Origin of the sequence: Streptomyces sp. UW30 (assembly GCF_008042075.1) — a bacterium.
Lineage (GTDB): Bacteria > Actinomycetota > Actinomycetes > Streptomycetales > Streptomycetaceae > Streptomyces.
The window spans coordinates 19405-36502 of sequence record NZ_RDBN01000030.1 but is presented as its reverse complement, the minus strand read 5'-3'; the positions used below and the strand labels follow the sequence as shown (position 1 = coordinate 36502).

The window sequence follows — 17098 nt, the reverse complement described above, 5'->3', positions numbered from 1 at the left end:
TCTCCACGGTCGCGGTGAGCAAGCTGGGCGTGAACGCCGGTGCCGGCCGGCACCGGCGTTCACGCCGGTCGCTGCACTCGCTTCAGGGCCAGCTGGACGAGGCTGTCGGCGCCCATCGCGTCCAGGGATTCGGGCTGTCGGGGCTGTTCGGCGGGAGCGGCGGGCCGCGCGTCGTCGGAGCCCGTGGTGGCGGGCCGGTCGGCGAGCCGGCGCAGCATGTCGAGCACGCCGGACTCGCGGAGCCGGGCCATCGGGATCGTGGTCAGCAGGTCACGTACCTGCGGGTCGATGCCGTCGTCGGCCGAGGCGTCCGGCGCGGGTGCGGCCGTGTCGGCGAGGAGCCGGTCGCGCAGCAGCCGTACCAGGTCCTCCGGGGTGGGGTGGTCGAAGACGAGCGTGGCCGGGAGGGCGAGCGCGGTGGCGGCGCCGATCCGGTTGCGCAGGTCGACGGCGGTGAGGGAGTCGAAGCCGATGTCCTTGAAGGCGCGGGTGGGTTCGACGGAGGCGGGCGAGGAGTGGCCGAGCACGGCGGCCACCTGGGCGCGGACGAGGTCCAGCAGCAGCTGGTCCTGTTCGGGAGCGGTCAGGGCGGCGAGCCGCGCGGTGAGGTTCTCGGCGGTGCCGGACGCGTCGCGTGCGGCGGCCCTGCGCCTGCGGGCGGCGGGGACGAGGTCGCGCAGGACGCCGGCCAGGTGGTCGGCGTGTTCGGCGAGGGCGGCCGGGCGCAACGCGACGGGGACCGCGACGGGTTCATTGACGCGCAGGGCGGCGTCGAGCAGGGCGAGGGCCTGGTCGCCGGGCAGGGCGGGGAAGCCCTGGCGGCGCATGCGGGCGAGTTCGGCCCGCGACAGGGTGCCGCCCATGCCCGCCTCGGTCTCCCACATGCCCCAGGCGAGGGACACCGCGGGCAGTCCCTGGGCGCGGCGGGCGGTGGCCAGCGCGTCGAGGGCGGCGTTGGCGGCGGCGTACGCGGCCTGTCCGGCGGAGCCGATGACTCCGGCGATGGACGAGTACAGCACGAAGGCGTCCAGGTGGTGACCGGCGGTCAGCTCGTGCAGATGCCGGGCCGCGTCGGTCTTGGCGGCCAGGACGCGGGTGAGCCGCTCACCGGTGAGGCCGGTGAGGATGCCGTCGTCGAGGATGCCGGCCGTGTGCACGACCGCGCTCAGCGGGACGCCGTCGAGGACGGCGGCGAGTTGCTCGCGGTCGCTCACGTCGCAGGCGACGACGTCGGCCCGTGCTCCCGACTCGGCGAGCGCGGCGCGCAGTTCGGCGGCGCCGGGTGCCTCGGGTCCGCGCCGGGACAGCAGCAACAGGTCGCGCACGCCGTGCCGCTCGACGAGGTGCCGGGCGAGCAGCGCGCCGAGGCCGCCGGTGCCCCCGGTGATCAGCACGGTGCCCGGCCGGGACCAGGGCGCGGGCACGGTCAGGACGACCTTGCCGACGTGCTTGGCCTGCTGGAGCAGCCGCAGTGCTTCGGGTGCGCGGGCGATGTCGAAGGCGGTCACCGGGATCGGTCGCAGCGCGCCCTGCTCGAACAGGTCCAGCAGAGCAGCGAGCATCTCGCCGATGCGGTCGGGTCCGGCCTCCACCAGGTCGAAGGCCTGATACGACACCCCGTGCTCGGCGGCGACCACGCCCGCGTCGCGGATGTCGGTCTTGCCCATCTCGACGAACCGTCCGCCGGGCCGCAGAAGCCGCAGCGAGGCGTCCACGAACTCCCCGGCGAGCGAGTCGAGGACGACGTCGACGCCGTCCGCCCGGAAGCGGTCCTCGAACTCGGTCGTACGGGAGGAGGCGACGCGGTCGGCGGGGACGCCGAGTTCCCGCACGTCGGGCCATTTGGCCTCGCTCGCCGTCGCGTACACCTCGGCACCGAGATGCCGGGCGAGCTGCACGGCGGCCATACCGACACCACCCGCGGCGGCGTGGATCAGCACGGACTCGCCCGACTTGAGCCCGGCGAGGTCGACCAGGGCGTAGTAGGCGGTGAGGAACACGATCGGCACGGACGCGGCCTGTTCGTACGTCCAGCCCTGCGGGATCGGCGCGAGCTGTCGGGCGTCGGCCACGGCGGTGGGGCCGAAGGCGGCGTCGAGCATGCCCATCACGCGGTCCCCGACGGCCAGGCGGTCCACGCCGGGCCCGGTCTCGACGACGACGCCCGCGCCTTCCAGGCCCATCCGCCCGGCGTCCCCGGGGTACATGCCCAGGACGTTCAGCACATCGCGGAAGTTGACACCGGCCGCGCGCATCGCGACGCGGACCTCGCCGGGGCCGAGCGGGCGCCGCTCCTCGGGGACGAGGGCGATGCCGTCGAGGCGGCCCTGATCGACGATGTCCATGCGCCATGCGTCACCGGCGCCGGCCGGCGGGGCGAGTACCCCGTCGGCGGCCATCCGGACGAGACGCGGCAGCCACACCCGGCCCGCGCGTACCGCGAACTGCGTCTCGTCGGTGGCGCGCAGGACCTTGGCGAGCGCGTCCAGGGAGGCAGGGTCGTCATCGGTGTCGGCGAGGGCGAACCGGCCGGGGTTCTCGCTGATCGCGCTGCGCACCAGCCCCCACACACCGGCCGCGGCAACATCCGGCGCCCCGTCCCCGGCGCTCTCGACCCGTACGGCTCCGGTCGTCAGCACGACGAGGCGGGACGCGGTGAATCGCTCGTCGGCCAGCCACTCCTGCAGCCGGGTCAGGACGCCCGCCACCGTGTCGGCGACGTCCGCTCCGTCGGCTCGGCCGACCGGCAGCAGCACTGTGCCGGGCACGTCGCCGGCCGCGGCCAGCGCGTCGAGGGCGGCGTTGGCGGCGGCGTACGCGGCCTGTCCGGCGGAGCCCTCTTCACCGGACAGGGCAGCCAACGCCTCGGCATGGGACGCGAGTTGTACGACCGCTTCCCCGCGTTCGCCGAAGCGCTCGACGAGTTGCTCGCCCACCTGGACCCAGCCCTGCGCGACGTGATGTGGGGCGACGACGAGGCCGCGCTCAACCGCACCGAACCCGCTGTCCAGTCGACGTCGGGTGTCGGCTGCTCGGCGTGCAGGCTGCGCGGGAGCAGGCCGGCCCGCAGCGCCATGACGGTCTTGATGATGCCGGCGACTCCGGCGGCGCCCTGGGTGTGGCCGATGTTGGACTTCACCGAGCCCAGCAGCAGCGGCCGTTCGCGGTCCTGGCCGTAGGCGGCGAGCAGGGCCTGGGCCTCGATGGGGTCGCCGAGGGTCGTGCCGGTGCCGTGTGCCTCCACGGCGTCGATCTGGTCGGCGGTGAGGCCGGCGCTGTCGAGGGCGGCGCGGATGACGCGTTGCTGCGCGGGTCCGTTGGGGGCGCTGATGCCGTTGGAGGCGCCGTCCTGGTTGAGGGCGGTGCCACGGATCACGGCGAGCACGGGGTGACCGCCCCGCTGGGCGTCGCTGAGGCGTTCCAGTACGAGGACTCCGGCGCCCTCGCTCCAGCCGACGCCGTCGGCGGCGGCCGAGAAGGGCTTGCAGCGGCCGTCGGCGGCGAGGCCGCCCTGCGCGGTGAAGGAGACAAAGGTGCCCGGGGTGCACATGACGGTGGCGCCGCAGGCGAGGGCGAGCGTGGACTCGCCGGTGCGCAGCGACTGCACGGCCCAGTGCAGGGCGACGAGGGAGGAGGAGCAGCCGGTGTCGACGGTGACGGCGGGCCCCTCCAGGCCGAGGACGTAGGAGATGCGTCCGGAGATCACGCCGGCGGCGTGGCCGGTGGTGGCGTAGACGTCCATGTCCTCGCGGGCTTCGGCGACGACCTTGCCGTAGTCCTGGATGGTGGTGCCCGCGAAGACGCCGGTGCGGCTGCCGCGCAGTGCGGTGGGGGCGATTCCGGCGCGTTCGAGGGCCTCCCAGGCGGTCTCCAGGAGCAGCCGCTGCTGGGGGTCCATGGCGAGGGCCTCGCGTGGGGCGATGCCGAAGAACGCCGGGTCGAACTCGGTCATCGCGTCGAGAAAGCCGCCTTCGCGTGTGCGGCTGCGGCCGGGGCCGTCGCCGGTGAGGCGGGCCAGGTCCCAGCCGCGGTCGGCGGGGAACGGGCCGATGGCGTCCCGTCCGCCGGCGACGAGCTCCCACAGGTCCTCCGGGGAGGCGACGCCGCCGGGGTAGCGGCAGCCCATGCCGACGACGGCGATCGGCTCGACGGACGCCGAGATCAGCTGCTGGTTGTGCCGTCGCAGCCGCTCGTTCTCCTTCAGGGAGGTCCGCAGCGCCTCGACGTAGGGGTTGGGTGTGTTCAAGGCGGGCTCTCTCAAGTCGGGCGGGGCGTCAGTCCGAGGTGGTCTCGGCCGCGAGCCGCAGCAGGCTCTCGCCGTCGAGGGCGTCCAGGTCGTGCTGTGCGTGCGGGCCGCCGTCGCCGGTCGGAGTGCCGGTGGTGACGGGGTCGCCGTCGGCGAGTTGCAGGATCAGGTCCAGCAGTCCGGCCTTGCGTAGCCGCGCAGGCGGGATCGCGGCGAGGGCTGCCCGGACCGCGGCGTCCGGGTCGTCGCCGTCGGTGGTGCCCGGGGCGTCCGGGAAGAGCTCGGTGCGCAGGTGGGCGGCGACGGCCGCCGCGTTGGGGTGGTCGAAGACGAGGGAGGCGGGCAGGGCGAGGCCGGTGACGGCCTTGAGCCGGTTACGCAGGTCGACGGCGCTGACGGAGTCGAAGCCGAGGTCGCGCAGGGCGCGTTCGGCGGGCACGGCGTCGGCGCCGGAGTGGCCCAGGGTGGCTGCGGCCTCGGTGCGGACGAGGTCGAGGAGCAGCCGGGTGCGTTCGACGTCCGGCAGATCGGCGAGCCGGTCGCGCAGGCCGCCGGGGCTGTCCTCGGGCTCGGCGTCGTCGGCGGGCCCGGGTTCGGCGGCCCGCGCCAGTTCGGTCAGCAGCGGGCTGGGCCGGGCGGCGGTGAAGGCGGGCAGGAACGCCGCCCAGTCCGTGGCCGTGACGGTCAGGCCGGTCACGTCCTCGTCGAGGGCGCGCTGCAGGGCGGCGAGCGCGGTGTCGGGGTCCATGGGGTGGACGCCGCGGCGCGCGAGTTCGGCGGCCAGGCCGGGTTCGGTGGCCATGCCGGTCTCGCCCCAGGCGCCCCAGGCGACGGACGTGGCGGGCAGGCCGGTGGCGTGGCGGTGGGCGGCGAGCGCGTCGAGGTAGGCGTTGGCGGCGGCGTAGGCGGGCTGGCCTCCGCTGCCCCAGGAGGCGGCGCCGGAGGAGAACAGGACGAACGCGTCGAGGTCGTGGTCCGCGGTGAGTTCGTGGAGGTGGCGGGCGCCGAGCAGTTTGGCGCCGAGCAGCGTCTGCAGGGTGTCCGGGGTGAGGGCGGTGGTCTCGCTGTCTCCGTCGGAGACGCCGGCGGCGTGGATGACGGTGGTGAGCGGCTGGTCGGCGGGCAGGGCGTCGAGGTGGGCGGCGAGCGCGGCACGGTCGGCGGTGTCGCAGGCGGCGACGGTGACGCGGGCGCCGAGTTCGGTGAGCTGCTCGGTGAGGGTGTCGGCGCCGGGGGCGTCCGCGCCGCGCCGGCTCAGGAGCAGGACGTGGGCGGCGCCCCGGGAGACGGCCCAGTGGGCGAGGCGGCTGCCGAGGGCGCCGGTGCCGCCCGTGACGAGGGCGGTGCCGCCGGTGCGCCAGGGCTGCTTCGCGGTCGGCTCCCCGGCCGGGACGAGGCGGCGGGCGTGGGCTCCGGAGGGGCGCAGGGCCAGCTGGTCCTCGGTGGCGTCGGCGGTGAGCAGCGCGGCGAGCAGGGCACCGGAGCGGGGGTCGAGGGTGTCCGGCAGGTCGGCCAGGCCGCCCCACAGCGCGGGGTGTTCCAGGGCGGCGACGCGGCCGAGTCCCCACAGGGTGCCCTGGACCGGGTGGCGGACGAGGTCTCCGGGCACGGCGGCGACGGCCTCACGGGTCAGGCACCACAGCCGGGCCCCGGTGGGCCGGTCGGCGAGCGTCTGGAGCAGGGCGACGGTGGCGGCGAGGCCGGCGGGCACCGCCGGGTGGCGGGCGTCGCCCGGTTCCTCGGCGAGGCCCAACAGGGATATCACGAGCGGGAGTTGGGCGGGCAGCGCCGCGGCGAGGGTGGTGCGGTCGGCGGTGGCGGGGTCGATGTCCAGGCGGGCGGTGCCGGGTCCCAGGGCGGTGACGACGGCGGCCACCCAGGGGTCGTCGGTGTGCGTGGCCGGGATGACGACGAGCCGCTCGGCGGGAGCCGGCGCGGCGGGAGTGCGCAGCGGCTGCCACACCTCGCGGTAGCTCCAGGACGCGGCGAGCGCCCGGCGCCGGGATCGCTGCCTCCAGTCGGCGAGGGCGGGCAGGACGGCGGCCAGCTCGGGCTCACCGGCTCCGGTCTCGGCCGCGAGCCGGGCGGTGTCGGCGTCGTCGACGAGGTCCCAGAAGGCGCTGTCCTGCCCGGCGTCGGCGGCCACCGGGTCGGCTGCGGCGGTGGGCCAGTACCGACGGCGCTGGAAGGGGTAGGTGGGCAGTTCGAGCGGGGGTGCGGTGCGGGCGGCGGAGGGGAAGCAGGACCGCCAGTCGACGGGGAGGCCCGCCGCCCAGCCGGCCGCCGCCGACAGCAGGAAGGCGCGGGCGTCGCCGGCCTGACGGCGCACCGATCCGAGGACGACGGCGTCCTCGGCGCCCGCCGCCTCACAGGTCTCACCGATCGCGCCGGCCAGGACCGGGTGCGGGCTGCTCTCGACGAACACTCGGTGCCCGGCCGCCAGCAGGGCGCGGGTGGCCGCCTCCATGCGCACGGTCCGGCGCAGGTTGCGGTACCAGTAGCCGGCGTCCAGCTCGGTGGTGTCGAGGCGGCCGCCGGTCACCGTGGAGTAGAACGGGACGCGGGCCGGGCGCGGGCTCAACGGCCCCAGGGCGGCGAGGAGTTGGTGCTTGACGGCCTCGGTCTGGGGGCCGTGCCCGGCGATGTCGGACTTGACGTCCTTGGTGCGCAGGTTCCTGCGGGCGCACAGGTCGCGGAGCTCGTCGAGGGCGCCGGTCTCTCCGGAGACGACGACCGTGGAGGGGCCGTTGAGCACGGCCACGCCGAGCCGTCCGGGCCACGCGTCGAGCAGCGGCTCGACCCGGTCGACGGGCGCGAACACCGTCATCAGCCCGCCCAGTCCGCCGAGTTCGAGCATGGTCCGGCCGCGCAGCGCCACCAGCCGGGCCGCCTCTTCCAGGGTGAAGGCGCCGGCCACGTGGGCGGCGGCGATCTCGCCCTGCGAGTGGCCGACGACGGCGCCGGGTTCGACGCCGAGGGAGCGCCACAGGGCGGCGAGCGCGACCATCGTCGAGAACAGCGCGGGCTGCACGACATCGGCCCTGTGCAGCACGTCGGGGTCGTCGCCCTCGCCGCGCAGCAGGTCGACGGGCGAGAAGTCGACGTAGGGGGCGAGGGCGTCGGCGCAGTCGTCGACGCGGGCTCGGAACACCGGTGAGGTGTCGTACAGTTCGCGGCCCATGCCCCACCACTGGGAGCCCTGGCCGGGGAAGACGAACACCGGCCCGGTGGCGCTGTCGGCGCTCGTGCCGCGCACGACGGCGGGGTCCGCGTTGCCTGCGGCCAGGGCGTCCAGCGAGTCGAGGAGCCGGGTGCGGTCGTGGCCGACGACGACGGCACGGTGCTCGTGGGCGGCCCGGGTGGTGGCGAGCGACCAGCCGGCCGCCGCGGGCTCGGTCTCGGGCCGCGAACGCAGGAACGCGCCGGTGCGGGCGGCCTGTTCGGCCAGCGCGGGAGCGGTCCGGGCGGACAGGAGGAGGGGCACGTCGCGGGTGTCGAGCGGCGGTGTCACACCAGCGGCTGCCTCTTCGGCGGGCTGCGCGGACGTGGGGTCGGTCGCCGCGGCGGCAATGCTCGCCTGCTCCAGTACGAGGTGGGCGTTGGTGCCGCTGATGCCGAACGCGGACACGGCGGCGCGGCGCGGGCGTCCGGTGTCGGGCCAGTCCTCGGCGGATCGCAGGAGTCGTACGGCGCCCGTGGTCCAGTCGACGCGGGTGGAGGGCGTGTCGGCGTGCAGGGTGCGCGGCAGGGTGCCGTGTTCGAGAGCCAGCACCGTCTTGATGACGCCGACCGCGCCGGCCGCTGCCTGGGTGTGGCCGAGGTTGGACTTCACCGACCCCAGCAGCAGCGGGTAGCCGCGGCTTTGGCCGTAGGCGGCGAGGAGGGCCTCGGCCTCGATGGGGTCGCCGAGCCGGGTGCCGGTGCCGTGCGCCTCGACGGCGTCCACGTCGGCCGGGGTGAGCCCGGCGTCGGCCAAGGCCTCGCGGATGACGCGCTGCTGGGCGGGGCCGTTGGGGGCGGTGAGCCCGTTGGAGGCGCCGTCCTGGTTCACGGCCGACCCGCGGATCACGGCCCGTACCCGATGGCCCCGGCGGCGGGCCTCGCTGAGGCGCTCGACGACGAGGAGGGCGACTCCCTCGGAGTAGCCGGTGCCGTCGGCGTCCTCGGAGAACGCCTTGGAGCGGCCGTCGCGGGCGATGGCGCCCAGCCGCTGGATGCGGGCGAAGCTCGCCGAGTCGGTCATCACGGTGACGCCGCCGGCGAGGGCGAGCGCGCATTCGCCCGCACGGACCGCGCGCACCGCCTGGTGCAGGGCTACCAGGGAGGAGGAGCAGGCGGTGTCGACGGTGACCGCGGGGCCGTTCAGGCCGAGCGTGTAGGAGACACGGCCGGACAGGGCGCTGGCGGCGAGGCCGGTGGCGGCGAGGCTCTCGGTGCGCTCGGCGGAGCCGGTGACGACATGGGCGTAGTCCTGGCCGTTGCTGCCGACGAACACGCCGGTGCGGGTGCCGCGCAGGGTGTGCGGATCGATGCCGGCCCGCTCCACGGCCTCCCACGCGGTCTCCAGCAGCAGCCGCTGCTGCGGGTCCATGGTGACAGCCTCGCGCGGGGAGATCCCGAAGAAGGCGGCGTCGAAGTCATGGGCGTCGTAAAGGAATCCGCCTTCCAGCCGCCCTCCGTCCGCGAACTCCGTCAGGTCCCAGCCGCGGTCCCCGGGGAAGGGCCCGATGGCGTCCCGTTCCTCGGCGAGGAGGTCCCACAGGAGCTGCGGGGAGTCGGCGCCGCCGGGCAGTCGGCAGGCCATGCCGACGATGACGACCGGGTCGTCGGCGTCGCTCCGGAGTCCGGGCGCCGCTTCGCGCAGGTCCCCGGCGGTGCCGGTCAGGGCGGCCAGCACGTGGTCGGCGAGTGCGCGTGGCGTCGGGTGGTCGAAGACGACTGCGGCGGTGAGCGGCAGGCCGGTCGCCGCGACGAGCCGGTTGCGCAGTTCGACGGCGGTGAGCGAGTCGAAGCCGGAGGCCCGGAACGCCCGGTCCGGCGGGACGTCGGCGGCCCGACGGTGACCGAGGGCGGCGGCGGCCTCGGCGCGCACCGTGTCCAGGACGAGCGTGGCGTGTTCGGCGGGTGGTGCCGTGCGCAGCCGGTCGGCCAGGGGCGTCGTGGCGGCATCGGGTGTGCGGGAGGCGTCCGGGGCCGGTACGGCGGGGTGGCCGTCGAGGACCGGGCTGCGGCGCGGGCCCGCTCGCAGTGCGGCGGCCAGCGGGGCGATGTCGGCGACCAGGAGGGTGGCGTGGGGCTCGGTGGTGGCCTCCAGCAGGGCGGTCAGGGCCAGTTCGGGGTCGAGGCCGCCCAGGCCCGACCGTCGGCCCTGCGCGTCGTCGAGACCGGCGGCCATACCGGCGCCCCGCCAGGCAGCCCAGGCGATCGACACGGCGGGCAGCCCCTCGGCGCGGCGGCGGGCGGCGAGGGCATCCAGCACGGTGTTGGCCGCCGCGTAGTTGGCCTGGCCCGGGTTGCCGAGGGCTCCGGACACCGACGAGAACAGCACGAACGCCGACAGGTCGTGGCCTCGGGTCAGTTCGTCGAGGTGCAGCGCGGCGGTGGTCTTGGCGCGGAACACGGCGGCGAACCTGGCCGGGGTGAGCCGGTCCAGGACGCCGTCGTCGAGGACTCCGGCGGCGTGCACGACGGCGGTCAGCGGCCGCTCGGCGGGGATCGCGGCGAGGAGGGCGGCGAGCGCGTCCCGGTCGGCGACGTCGCAGGCGGCGATCTCCACCTCGCAGCCGTCTTGGGCCAGTTCACGTCTCAGGTCGTCCGCGCCCGGCGCTTCGGGGCCGCGACGCGAGACCAGCAGCAGACGCTCGGCACCCTCCGCGGCCAGACGGCGCGCGACGTGCGCGCCGAGACCGCCGGTGCCGCCCGTGACGAGGGTGGTGCCGGCCGGACGCCAACCGGTGGGCGCCTCGGGCTCCCGCCGAGGCGCCGGCACGAGCCGCCTCACGAGGGCTCCGGTGGCGCGTACGGCAATCTCGTCCTCGCCGTGCGGGGCCGTGAGGGCGGCCAGCGCGAGGGCGACGGTGTGCGGCAACGGGTCGTCGGCGGGCAGGTCGAGGAGGCCGCCCCAGCGGTCGGGGATCTCACGGGCGGCGACCCGGCCGAGCCCCCGGACGGCGGACTGTGCGAGGCCCAGGACCCGGTCGCCCTCGGCGGCGGCCACGGCATCGCGGGTCGCACACCACACGGGTGCCCGCAGCCCCGCGTCGCCGGTGGCCTGAAGGGCCGTCAGCGCGCCGAGGAGCCCGGCCGGCACGTCTGCGGCGTCGGAGTCCCCGAGCGCGGTGAGGCACAGGACGCCTGCCGGCTCGGTGTCACGCGCCGCGTCCCGCAGCAGGGTGGCGAGCGTGGCGCGGTCGGTGCCGGCGGGGCATCGGACCGGCACGGCCGCCGTGCCGAGGGCGGCGGCCAGTGCGCCGGCCCAGGGGTCGTCGTACTCGGGAAGCAGGAGCAGCCAGGGGCCCCTCGCCTCACCGGGCGGCGCGAACGTGTGGGGCTGCCAGTGCTCGCGGTGGCGCAGGGCGTCCAGGGCGGCCCGGCTGCGGTGCCGGGACCGCCAGGACAGCAAGGCGGGCACGACGGACCGGACGGCGTCCTCCGTGACGCCGAGGCGGCCCGCGAGCGCGGCCGGTTCGGTGCGGCCGAGCGCCGACCACAGGTCCGTGCCGTCCGTGTCCCGGGCGGTGTGGCGGAAGGGGAAGCGGTCGCGGCGGAACGGATAGGTGGGCAACGCGACCCGTTCGGCCCCGGTCCCGGCGAACAGGGCCGTCCAGTCGACGGGGACGCCGTGGACGTACAGCCTGGACAGGGCCGTGACGGCGGAGTGCTCCTCGTCCCGGCCGCCGTGCAGCAGGGGTGTGACGACGGCGCCGGGCGGCAGGGTCTCCTGCGCGAGGGCCGCGAGGACACCGCCGGGCCCCACCTCCAGCCAGGCGCCGACACCGTGGTCCGCCAGGGTGCGCACACCGTCGGCGAAGCGGACGGTCTCGCGCAGATGGCGTACCCAGTAGTCGGGGGTGGTCAGTTCGCCGGGCGCCGCGAGCCGTCCGGTGACGTTGGAGACGACGGGCAGGGCGGGTTCGGCGAAGGACAGCTCCGCGACGGCGGTACGGAACGGGTCGAGGGCGGGATCCATCAGCGGTGAGTGGAAGGCGTGCGAGACCCGCAGGCGTGCGGTGCGGTGCCCGGCCTCGGCCAGCCGGGCCGCGACGGCGTCCACCGCCTCCTCGGGTCCGGACAGGACCACGGACCGCGGCCCGTTGACCGCACCGAGGACGACACCGTCGGTGAGCAGCGGGCGGACCTCGTCCTCGTCGGCGGCCACGGCGACCATCGCGCCGCCGGCCGGCAGGTCCTGCATCAGGCGGGCCCGTGCGGACACCAGGCGGCAGGCGTCGGGCAGGGACAGCACGCCGGCGACGTGGGCGGCGGCTATCTCGCCGACGGAGTGGCCCATGACGTACTCGGGGCGTACGCCCCAGGAGAGCACGAGCCGGTACAGGGCGACCTCGACGGCGAACAGCGCGGGCTGCGCGAACTCCGTGCGGTGCAGGGTCTCCTCGTCCTCGCCCCACATCGCCGACCGCACGCGGGGATCGAACTCGGCGAGGACCTCGTCCAGAGCAGCGGCGAACACCGGGAAACGTGCGGCGAGTTCGCGTCCCATGCCGGGGCGCTGGCTGCCCTGCCCGGAGAACAGTACGGCGACGGGCGGCTCCACGCCCTCGCCCGCGACCCCCTCGGCGAGCGGCAGGGCGCCCTCGCCGGAGCCGAGCAGGACGGCCCGGTGCGCGAACGAGGACCGTCCGGCGGCGAGCGAGTGGCCGACGTCGAGCGGGTCCCGCCCGGCGGCTGCCTCGCGCACGCGAGCCACCTGGTCCGCGAGGGCGTCGGCGTCGCGGGCGGACAGCGGCCAGGGAACCGCGCCCATGGGCAACGGGGTGTCCTGGCCTGCCGGTTGCGATTCGAGGGCGTCGGCCGCTTCCAGGACGACGTGGGCGTTGGTGCCGCTGATGCCGAACGCGGACACGGCGGCCCGTCGAGGCCGGCCGGTGCGCGGCCAGTCGGCCGGCTCCCGCAGCAGTTCGACGCGGCCGGCGGTCCACTCGACGGCGCCGGTCGGCTCGTCGGCGTGCAGGGTGCGCGGCAGCCTGCCGTGCCGCATCGCCAGCACCGTCTTGATGACCCCGGCGACGCCCGCGGCGGCCTGGGTGTGCCCGATGTTGGACTTCAACGAGCCGAGCAGCAGGGGCCGTTCGCGGTCCTGGCCGTAGGCGGCGAGCAGTGCGGACGCCTCGACGGGGTCGCCGAGCCGGGTGCCGGTGCCGTGCGCCTCGACGGCGTCCACGTCGGCCGGGGTGAGGCCGGCGTCGGCGAGGGCCTGCCGGATGACCTGCTGCTGGGCCCGGCCGCTGGGCGCGGTCAGGCCGTTGGAGGCGCCGTCGGAGTTGACGGCGGTGCCCCGTACGAGCGCCAGGACCGGGTGCCCGTGGCGGCGGGCGTCGGACAGGCGCTCCACGACGAGGACGGCGACGCCCTCGGACCAGCCGGTGCCGTCGGCGTCCGCGGAGAACGCCTTGCAGCGGCCGTCGGGAGCGAGTCCGCCCTGCCTGCTGAACTCGGTGAACACGGCCGGGTCGGACAGCACGGTGACACCGCCGACGACCGCCAGCTCGGTCTCTGCCGTCCGCAGGGCCTGCACGGCGGTGTGCAGGGCGACCAGCGAGGAGGAACAGGCCGTGTCGACGGTCAGGGCCGGGCCTTCGAGGCCGAGGACGTAGGCGAGTCGGCCGGACAGGACGCTCGCGGCGGTGCCGGTCATGACATGGCCCGCGCCGTCACCGGGGCCGGGCCGGCCCGAGTCCCACTGATAGGTGCCCGCGTACACGCCGGTGCGGCTGCCGCGCAGGGACTGCGGGTCGATGCCGGCGTTCTCCAGGGCCTCCCAGGCGACTTCGAGGAACAGCCGCTGCTGCGGGTCCATCGTGGCCGCCTCGCGGGGCGAGATGCCGAAGAACTCCGCGTCGAAGGCGTCGGCCCCGCCGAGGAACCCGCCGCCGCGCGCGGCGGACTCGGCGAGCAGCGCCGTCAGGTCCCAGCCGCGGTCGGCGGGGAAGCCGGTGACGGCGTCCGCGCCGGCGTCGACGAGCCGCCACAGGTCGTCCGGCGAGGTGATGTCCCCGGGCAGGCGGCAGCCCATGCCGACCACGGCGACGGGGTCGTCGGCGGGTGCGCCGGGGGCGCGGTCGGTCTCGAGTTCCTCGATGCGCCGGTGGGCACGGCGCAGCTCGGCCGTGACCCGTCGGAGGTAGTCGACGACCGTGTCCTGCTGCTCTTCCTGCACGGGATGTCCCATCGCGTCGGCGGGCGTTCGTGGCCTGCGGTGAGGGGGTGGGCGCCGGTCAGCGGACCGGGAACTCCTTGTCGATGAGGTCCAGGAGCCGGTCGACGGGGGCGGCGGCGATGTCGGTGGCGTCCGTCGTGCCGTTGGTGCCATGGGTGCCGTTCACGTGGCGTCCCCGTACGTCACCGAGGTCGGCCAGCAGTGCCTGAAGGCGGTGGACCGCCCGGCGCCTGGCGGGGTGGTCGTCGGGCAGTTCGCGCAGGGCCTGTTCGAAGCCGGTGGGCCACTCGGGCAGGGCGCGCGGCGTCTCGTCCAGGTGCTCGGCGAGCCGGGCGGCGAGCGCGGCCGGGGTGGGCTGGTCGTAGAACAGGGTGGCGGGCAGGTCGAGGCCGGTGGCGCGGCCGAGGCGGATCCGCAGCTCGGTCTCGGCGTAGGAGTCGAGGCCCAGGGAGCGCAGGGCGGCGCGGGGTTCGACGCGGCCGGGGTCGGCGTGCCCGAGGACGGCGGCGGCCTCGGCGCGCACCAGGGTGAGCAGCGCGCGGACCCGGCGCGGGCCGGTGAGGGTCCGCAGCGCGGCCGGTTCGGCGGCGCGCCGGTCGTCGGCCCCGGCCGGGGCGGGCGGGTACGGCGCCGGGTCCGCCGGGGTGGGCCAGTGACGTTCGCGCTGGAAGGGGTACGTGGGCAGTTCGGTGCGGCGGGCTCCGGTGCCCGTGAACAGGGCGGGCCAGTGCACGTCGCTGCCGGTGACGTGAAGCCGGGCGAGCGCGGTGAGCAGGGCCGTCTCCGGGTCGGTGCCGGAGCGCTGGGCGGCGACGGTCACCACGCCGGTCCACGCGAGCAGTTCGACGGTGCTCGCGGTGAGGGTGGCGTCGGTGCCCACTTCGAGGAACGTGTGGACGCCCGCGTCGCGCAGCGCGGTGACGGCGTCGGCGAACCGTACGGTGTCGCTGACGTGCCCGCTCCAGTGGGCGGGCGAGGCTAGGTCGGTGCCGGTGACGCGGGCGCCGGTGAGGGCGGACACGACCGGGATGCGCAGGGTGCGCGGTTCCAGGCCGGCCAGTTCGCTCCGGAACTCCTCCAGGGCGTCGGCCACGAGCGGGGAGTGCAGTCCGTGCGGGGCGGGGAGCGCGGTGGTGGCGCGGCCCTCGACCGCGAAGGCGTCGGCGATGCGGGCGACTTCGTCCGCTTCGCCCGAGAGCACGATGCGGTCGGGGCCGTCCACGGCGGCGACGGCGACGTGCGCGGTGAGCAGCGGTGCCACTTCGGCCTCGGTGGCGCGTACGGCGACGGTGGCGGCGGGCTTGAGCCGCTCGGCCAGCCGAACCCGGGCGGCCACGACACGACAGGCCTCGGTGAGGGACAGCGCGCCCGCGACATGGGCGGCGGCCACCTCGCCGAGCCCGTGTCCGGCGACGTAGGCGGGAGTCCGGCCGACGGACTCCAGGAGCCGGAAAAGGGCGATCTCGTGGGCGAACAGCAGGGGTTCGGCGCTCGGGCCCGGCTCCGTCATGTCGCCGGTGAGGTCGGGCAGCAGTCCGTCGAAGGCGTCACGTACGGCGTCGAAGGCGCGCGCGAACACCGGGAACCGCTCGGCGAGGGCGCGGGTCCGTGCGGCGTGCGGGCCGCTCCGTCCGGCGAACAGCACGGCGGACAGGCCGGGTTCGGCGACGCAGCGGGCCGCGGTAGGTGTGCCGTCGGCGGAGGCCAGCAGGACGGTGCGGTGCGGCAGCGCGGTGGCGCGGCCGGTGGCCAGCGAGTGGGCGATGTCGGCCCGCGCCCGGTCGTCGGCGGGCTCCAGACGGCGCAGCCGGTCGACCGCCGCGTCCAGGGCGTTCGCGGACCGCGCGGAGACCACCCAGGGCACGATGTGCGGACTGCCGGCGGGTTCCTCGGCCGGGGCGGGGGCGGGCGGTGCCTGTTCGAGGACGACGTGGGCGTTGCTGCCGCCGATGCCGAAGGAGGAGACGGCGGCGCGGCGCGGCCTGCCGGTGGCGGGCCAGTCGGTGGTCTCGCGCAGCAGCCGCGCCGAGCCGGCGGACCAGTCGACGGCCGGGGTGGGCTCGGACAGGTGCGGGGTGGCGGGCAGGACTGCGTGGCGCAGTGCGAGAACGGTCTTGATGAGGCCGGCGATGCCGGCGGCGGCCTGGGCGTGCCCGATGTTGGCCTTCACGGAGCCGATGAGCAGCGGGTGTTCACGCTCACGCCCGTAGGTGGCGAGGAGGGCTTCGGCCTCGACGGGGTCGCCGACGCGGGTTCCGGTGCCGTGTGCCTCCACGGCGTCGATGTCGCCGGGGCCGAGCCCCGCGTCGCCCAGGGCCAGGGTGATCAGCTCGCGCTGGGCGGCGCCGCTCGGCGCGGTCAGCCGGTCGGTGGCGCCGTCGGCGTTGACGGCTGTGCCGCGGATGAGGGCGAGGACGGGGTGGCCGTTCAGCCTGGCGTCGGAGAGGCGCTCCAGGACGAGGACGCCGACGCCCTCGGCCCAGGCGGTGCCGTCGGCGTCGGCGGAGAACGGCTTGCAGCGGCCGTCGGGGGCGAGGCCGCCCTGCCGGGCGTAGCCGACGAGGCTGCGCGGTGTGGACAGCACGTTGGCCCCGCCGGCCAGGGCGAGCGTGCACTCCCCCGCGCGCAGGGCACGGACCGCGCAGTGCAGCGCGGTCAGCGAGGAGGAGGACGCGGTGTCGAGGGTGAGTGCGGGGCCGCGCAGCCCGAGGACGTGGGCGAGGCGGCCGGAGGCGACGCCGGGGGCGGTGCCGGTGACGGCGTTCGCGGCGGCGTCCTCGGCGGCGCGTGCGGTGACCAGGGCGTAGTCCTCGCCGCTGACGCCGACGTAGACGCCGGTGCGGGTGCCGTGCAGCGTCAGCGGGTCGATCCCGGCCCGCTCCACGGCCTCCCAGGCGGTCTCCAGGAGCAGCCGCTGCTGGGGGTCGGTGGCGACGGCCTCGCGGGGCGAGAGTCCGAAGAAGCCGGCGTCGAAGTCGGCGACGCCGTCGAGGAATCCGCCGCGCCGGGGCACGGCGGCCCGGTCGGGGCCGTCGAGGGCGTCCGGGTCCCAGCCCCGGTCGGCGGGCAGCGGGCCGGTGGCGTCCTCGGCCCCGAGGAGCAGCTCCCACAGCCCCTCGGGGTCGGTGATCCCGCCGGGCAGTCGGCAGGCCATGGCGACGACCGCGACCGGCTCGGCGGCGACCGGGTCGTGCAGGTCGAAGAACTCCAGTCCGGACAGGATGGTCATGCCGCACCGCCTCCGATGGTCCAAAACACTCAACGAGACTGTTGTGGAAGGTAGGTCGGGGCGGTCTCGGTTTTCCTTAGACCTGCCCCGCCCCGGGTGCGCCGACGTTCAGTGCCCCTCGGACTCCAGGGTCCGCAGCCACTCGTCCATGAGCCGGGCGGTCTCGTGGGACCGCTCGGCGATGAGGGTCTGGTGGGTGGCGTCGATCATGCGGGTGGTGTGGGCG

At 76.1% G+C, this 17098-nt stretch carries 1 protein-coding gene and 2 pseudogenes; all 3 read right to left on the bottom strand.

Annotated features, from left to right (window positions below; translation table 11 throughout):
• Positions 1–59: 59 nt before the first annotated feature.
• A complete protein-coding gene (locus EAO75_RS48235) occupies positions 60–2936 on the bottom strand; it encodes an SDR family NAD(P)-dependent oxidoreductase (RefSeq protein WP_410092316.1) in 2877 nt (958 codons plus the stop codon).
• A gap of 49 nt (positions 2937–2985) precedes the next feature.
• Positions 2986–13643, bottom strand: a pseudogene (locus EAO75_RS14990) (beta-ketoacyl synthase N-terminal-like domain-containing protein); the annotation flags it as partial.
• 58 nt (positions 13644–13701) lie between these two features.
• Positions 13702–16824 (bottom strand): annotated as a pseudogene (locus EAO75_RS14985) (type I polyketide synthase); the annotation flags it as partial.
• Positions 16825–17098: the final 274 nt, after the last annotated feature.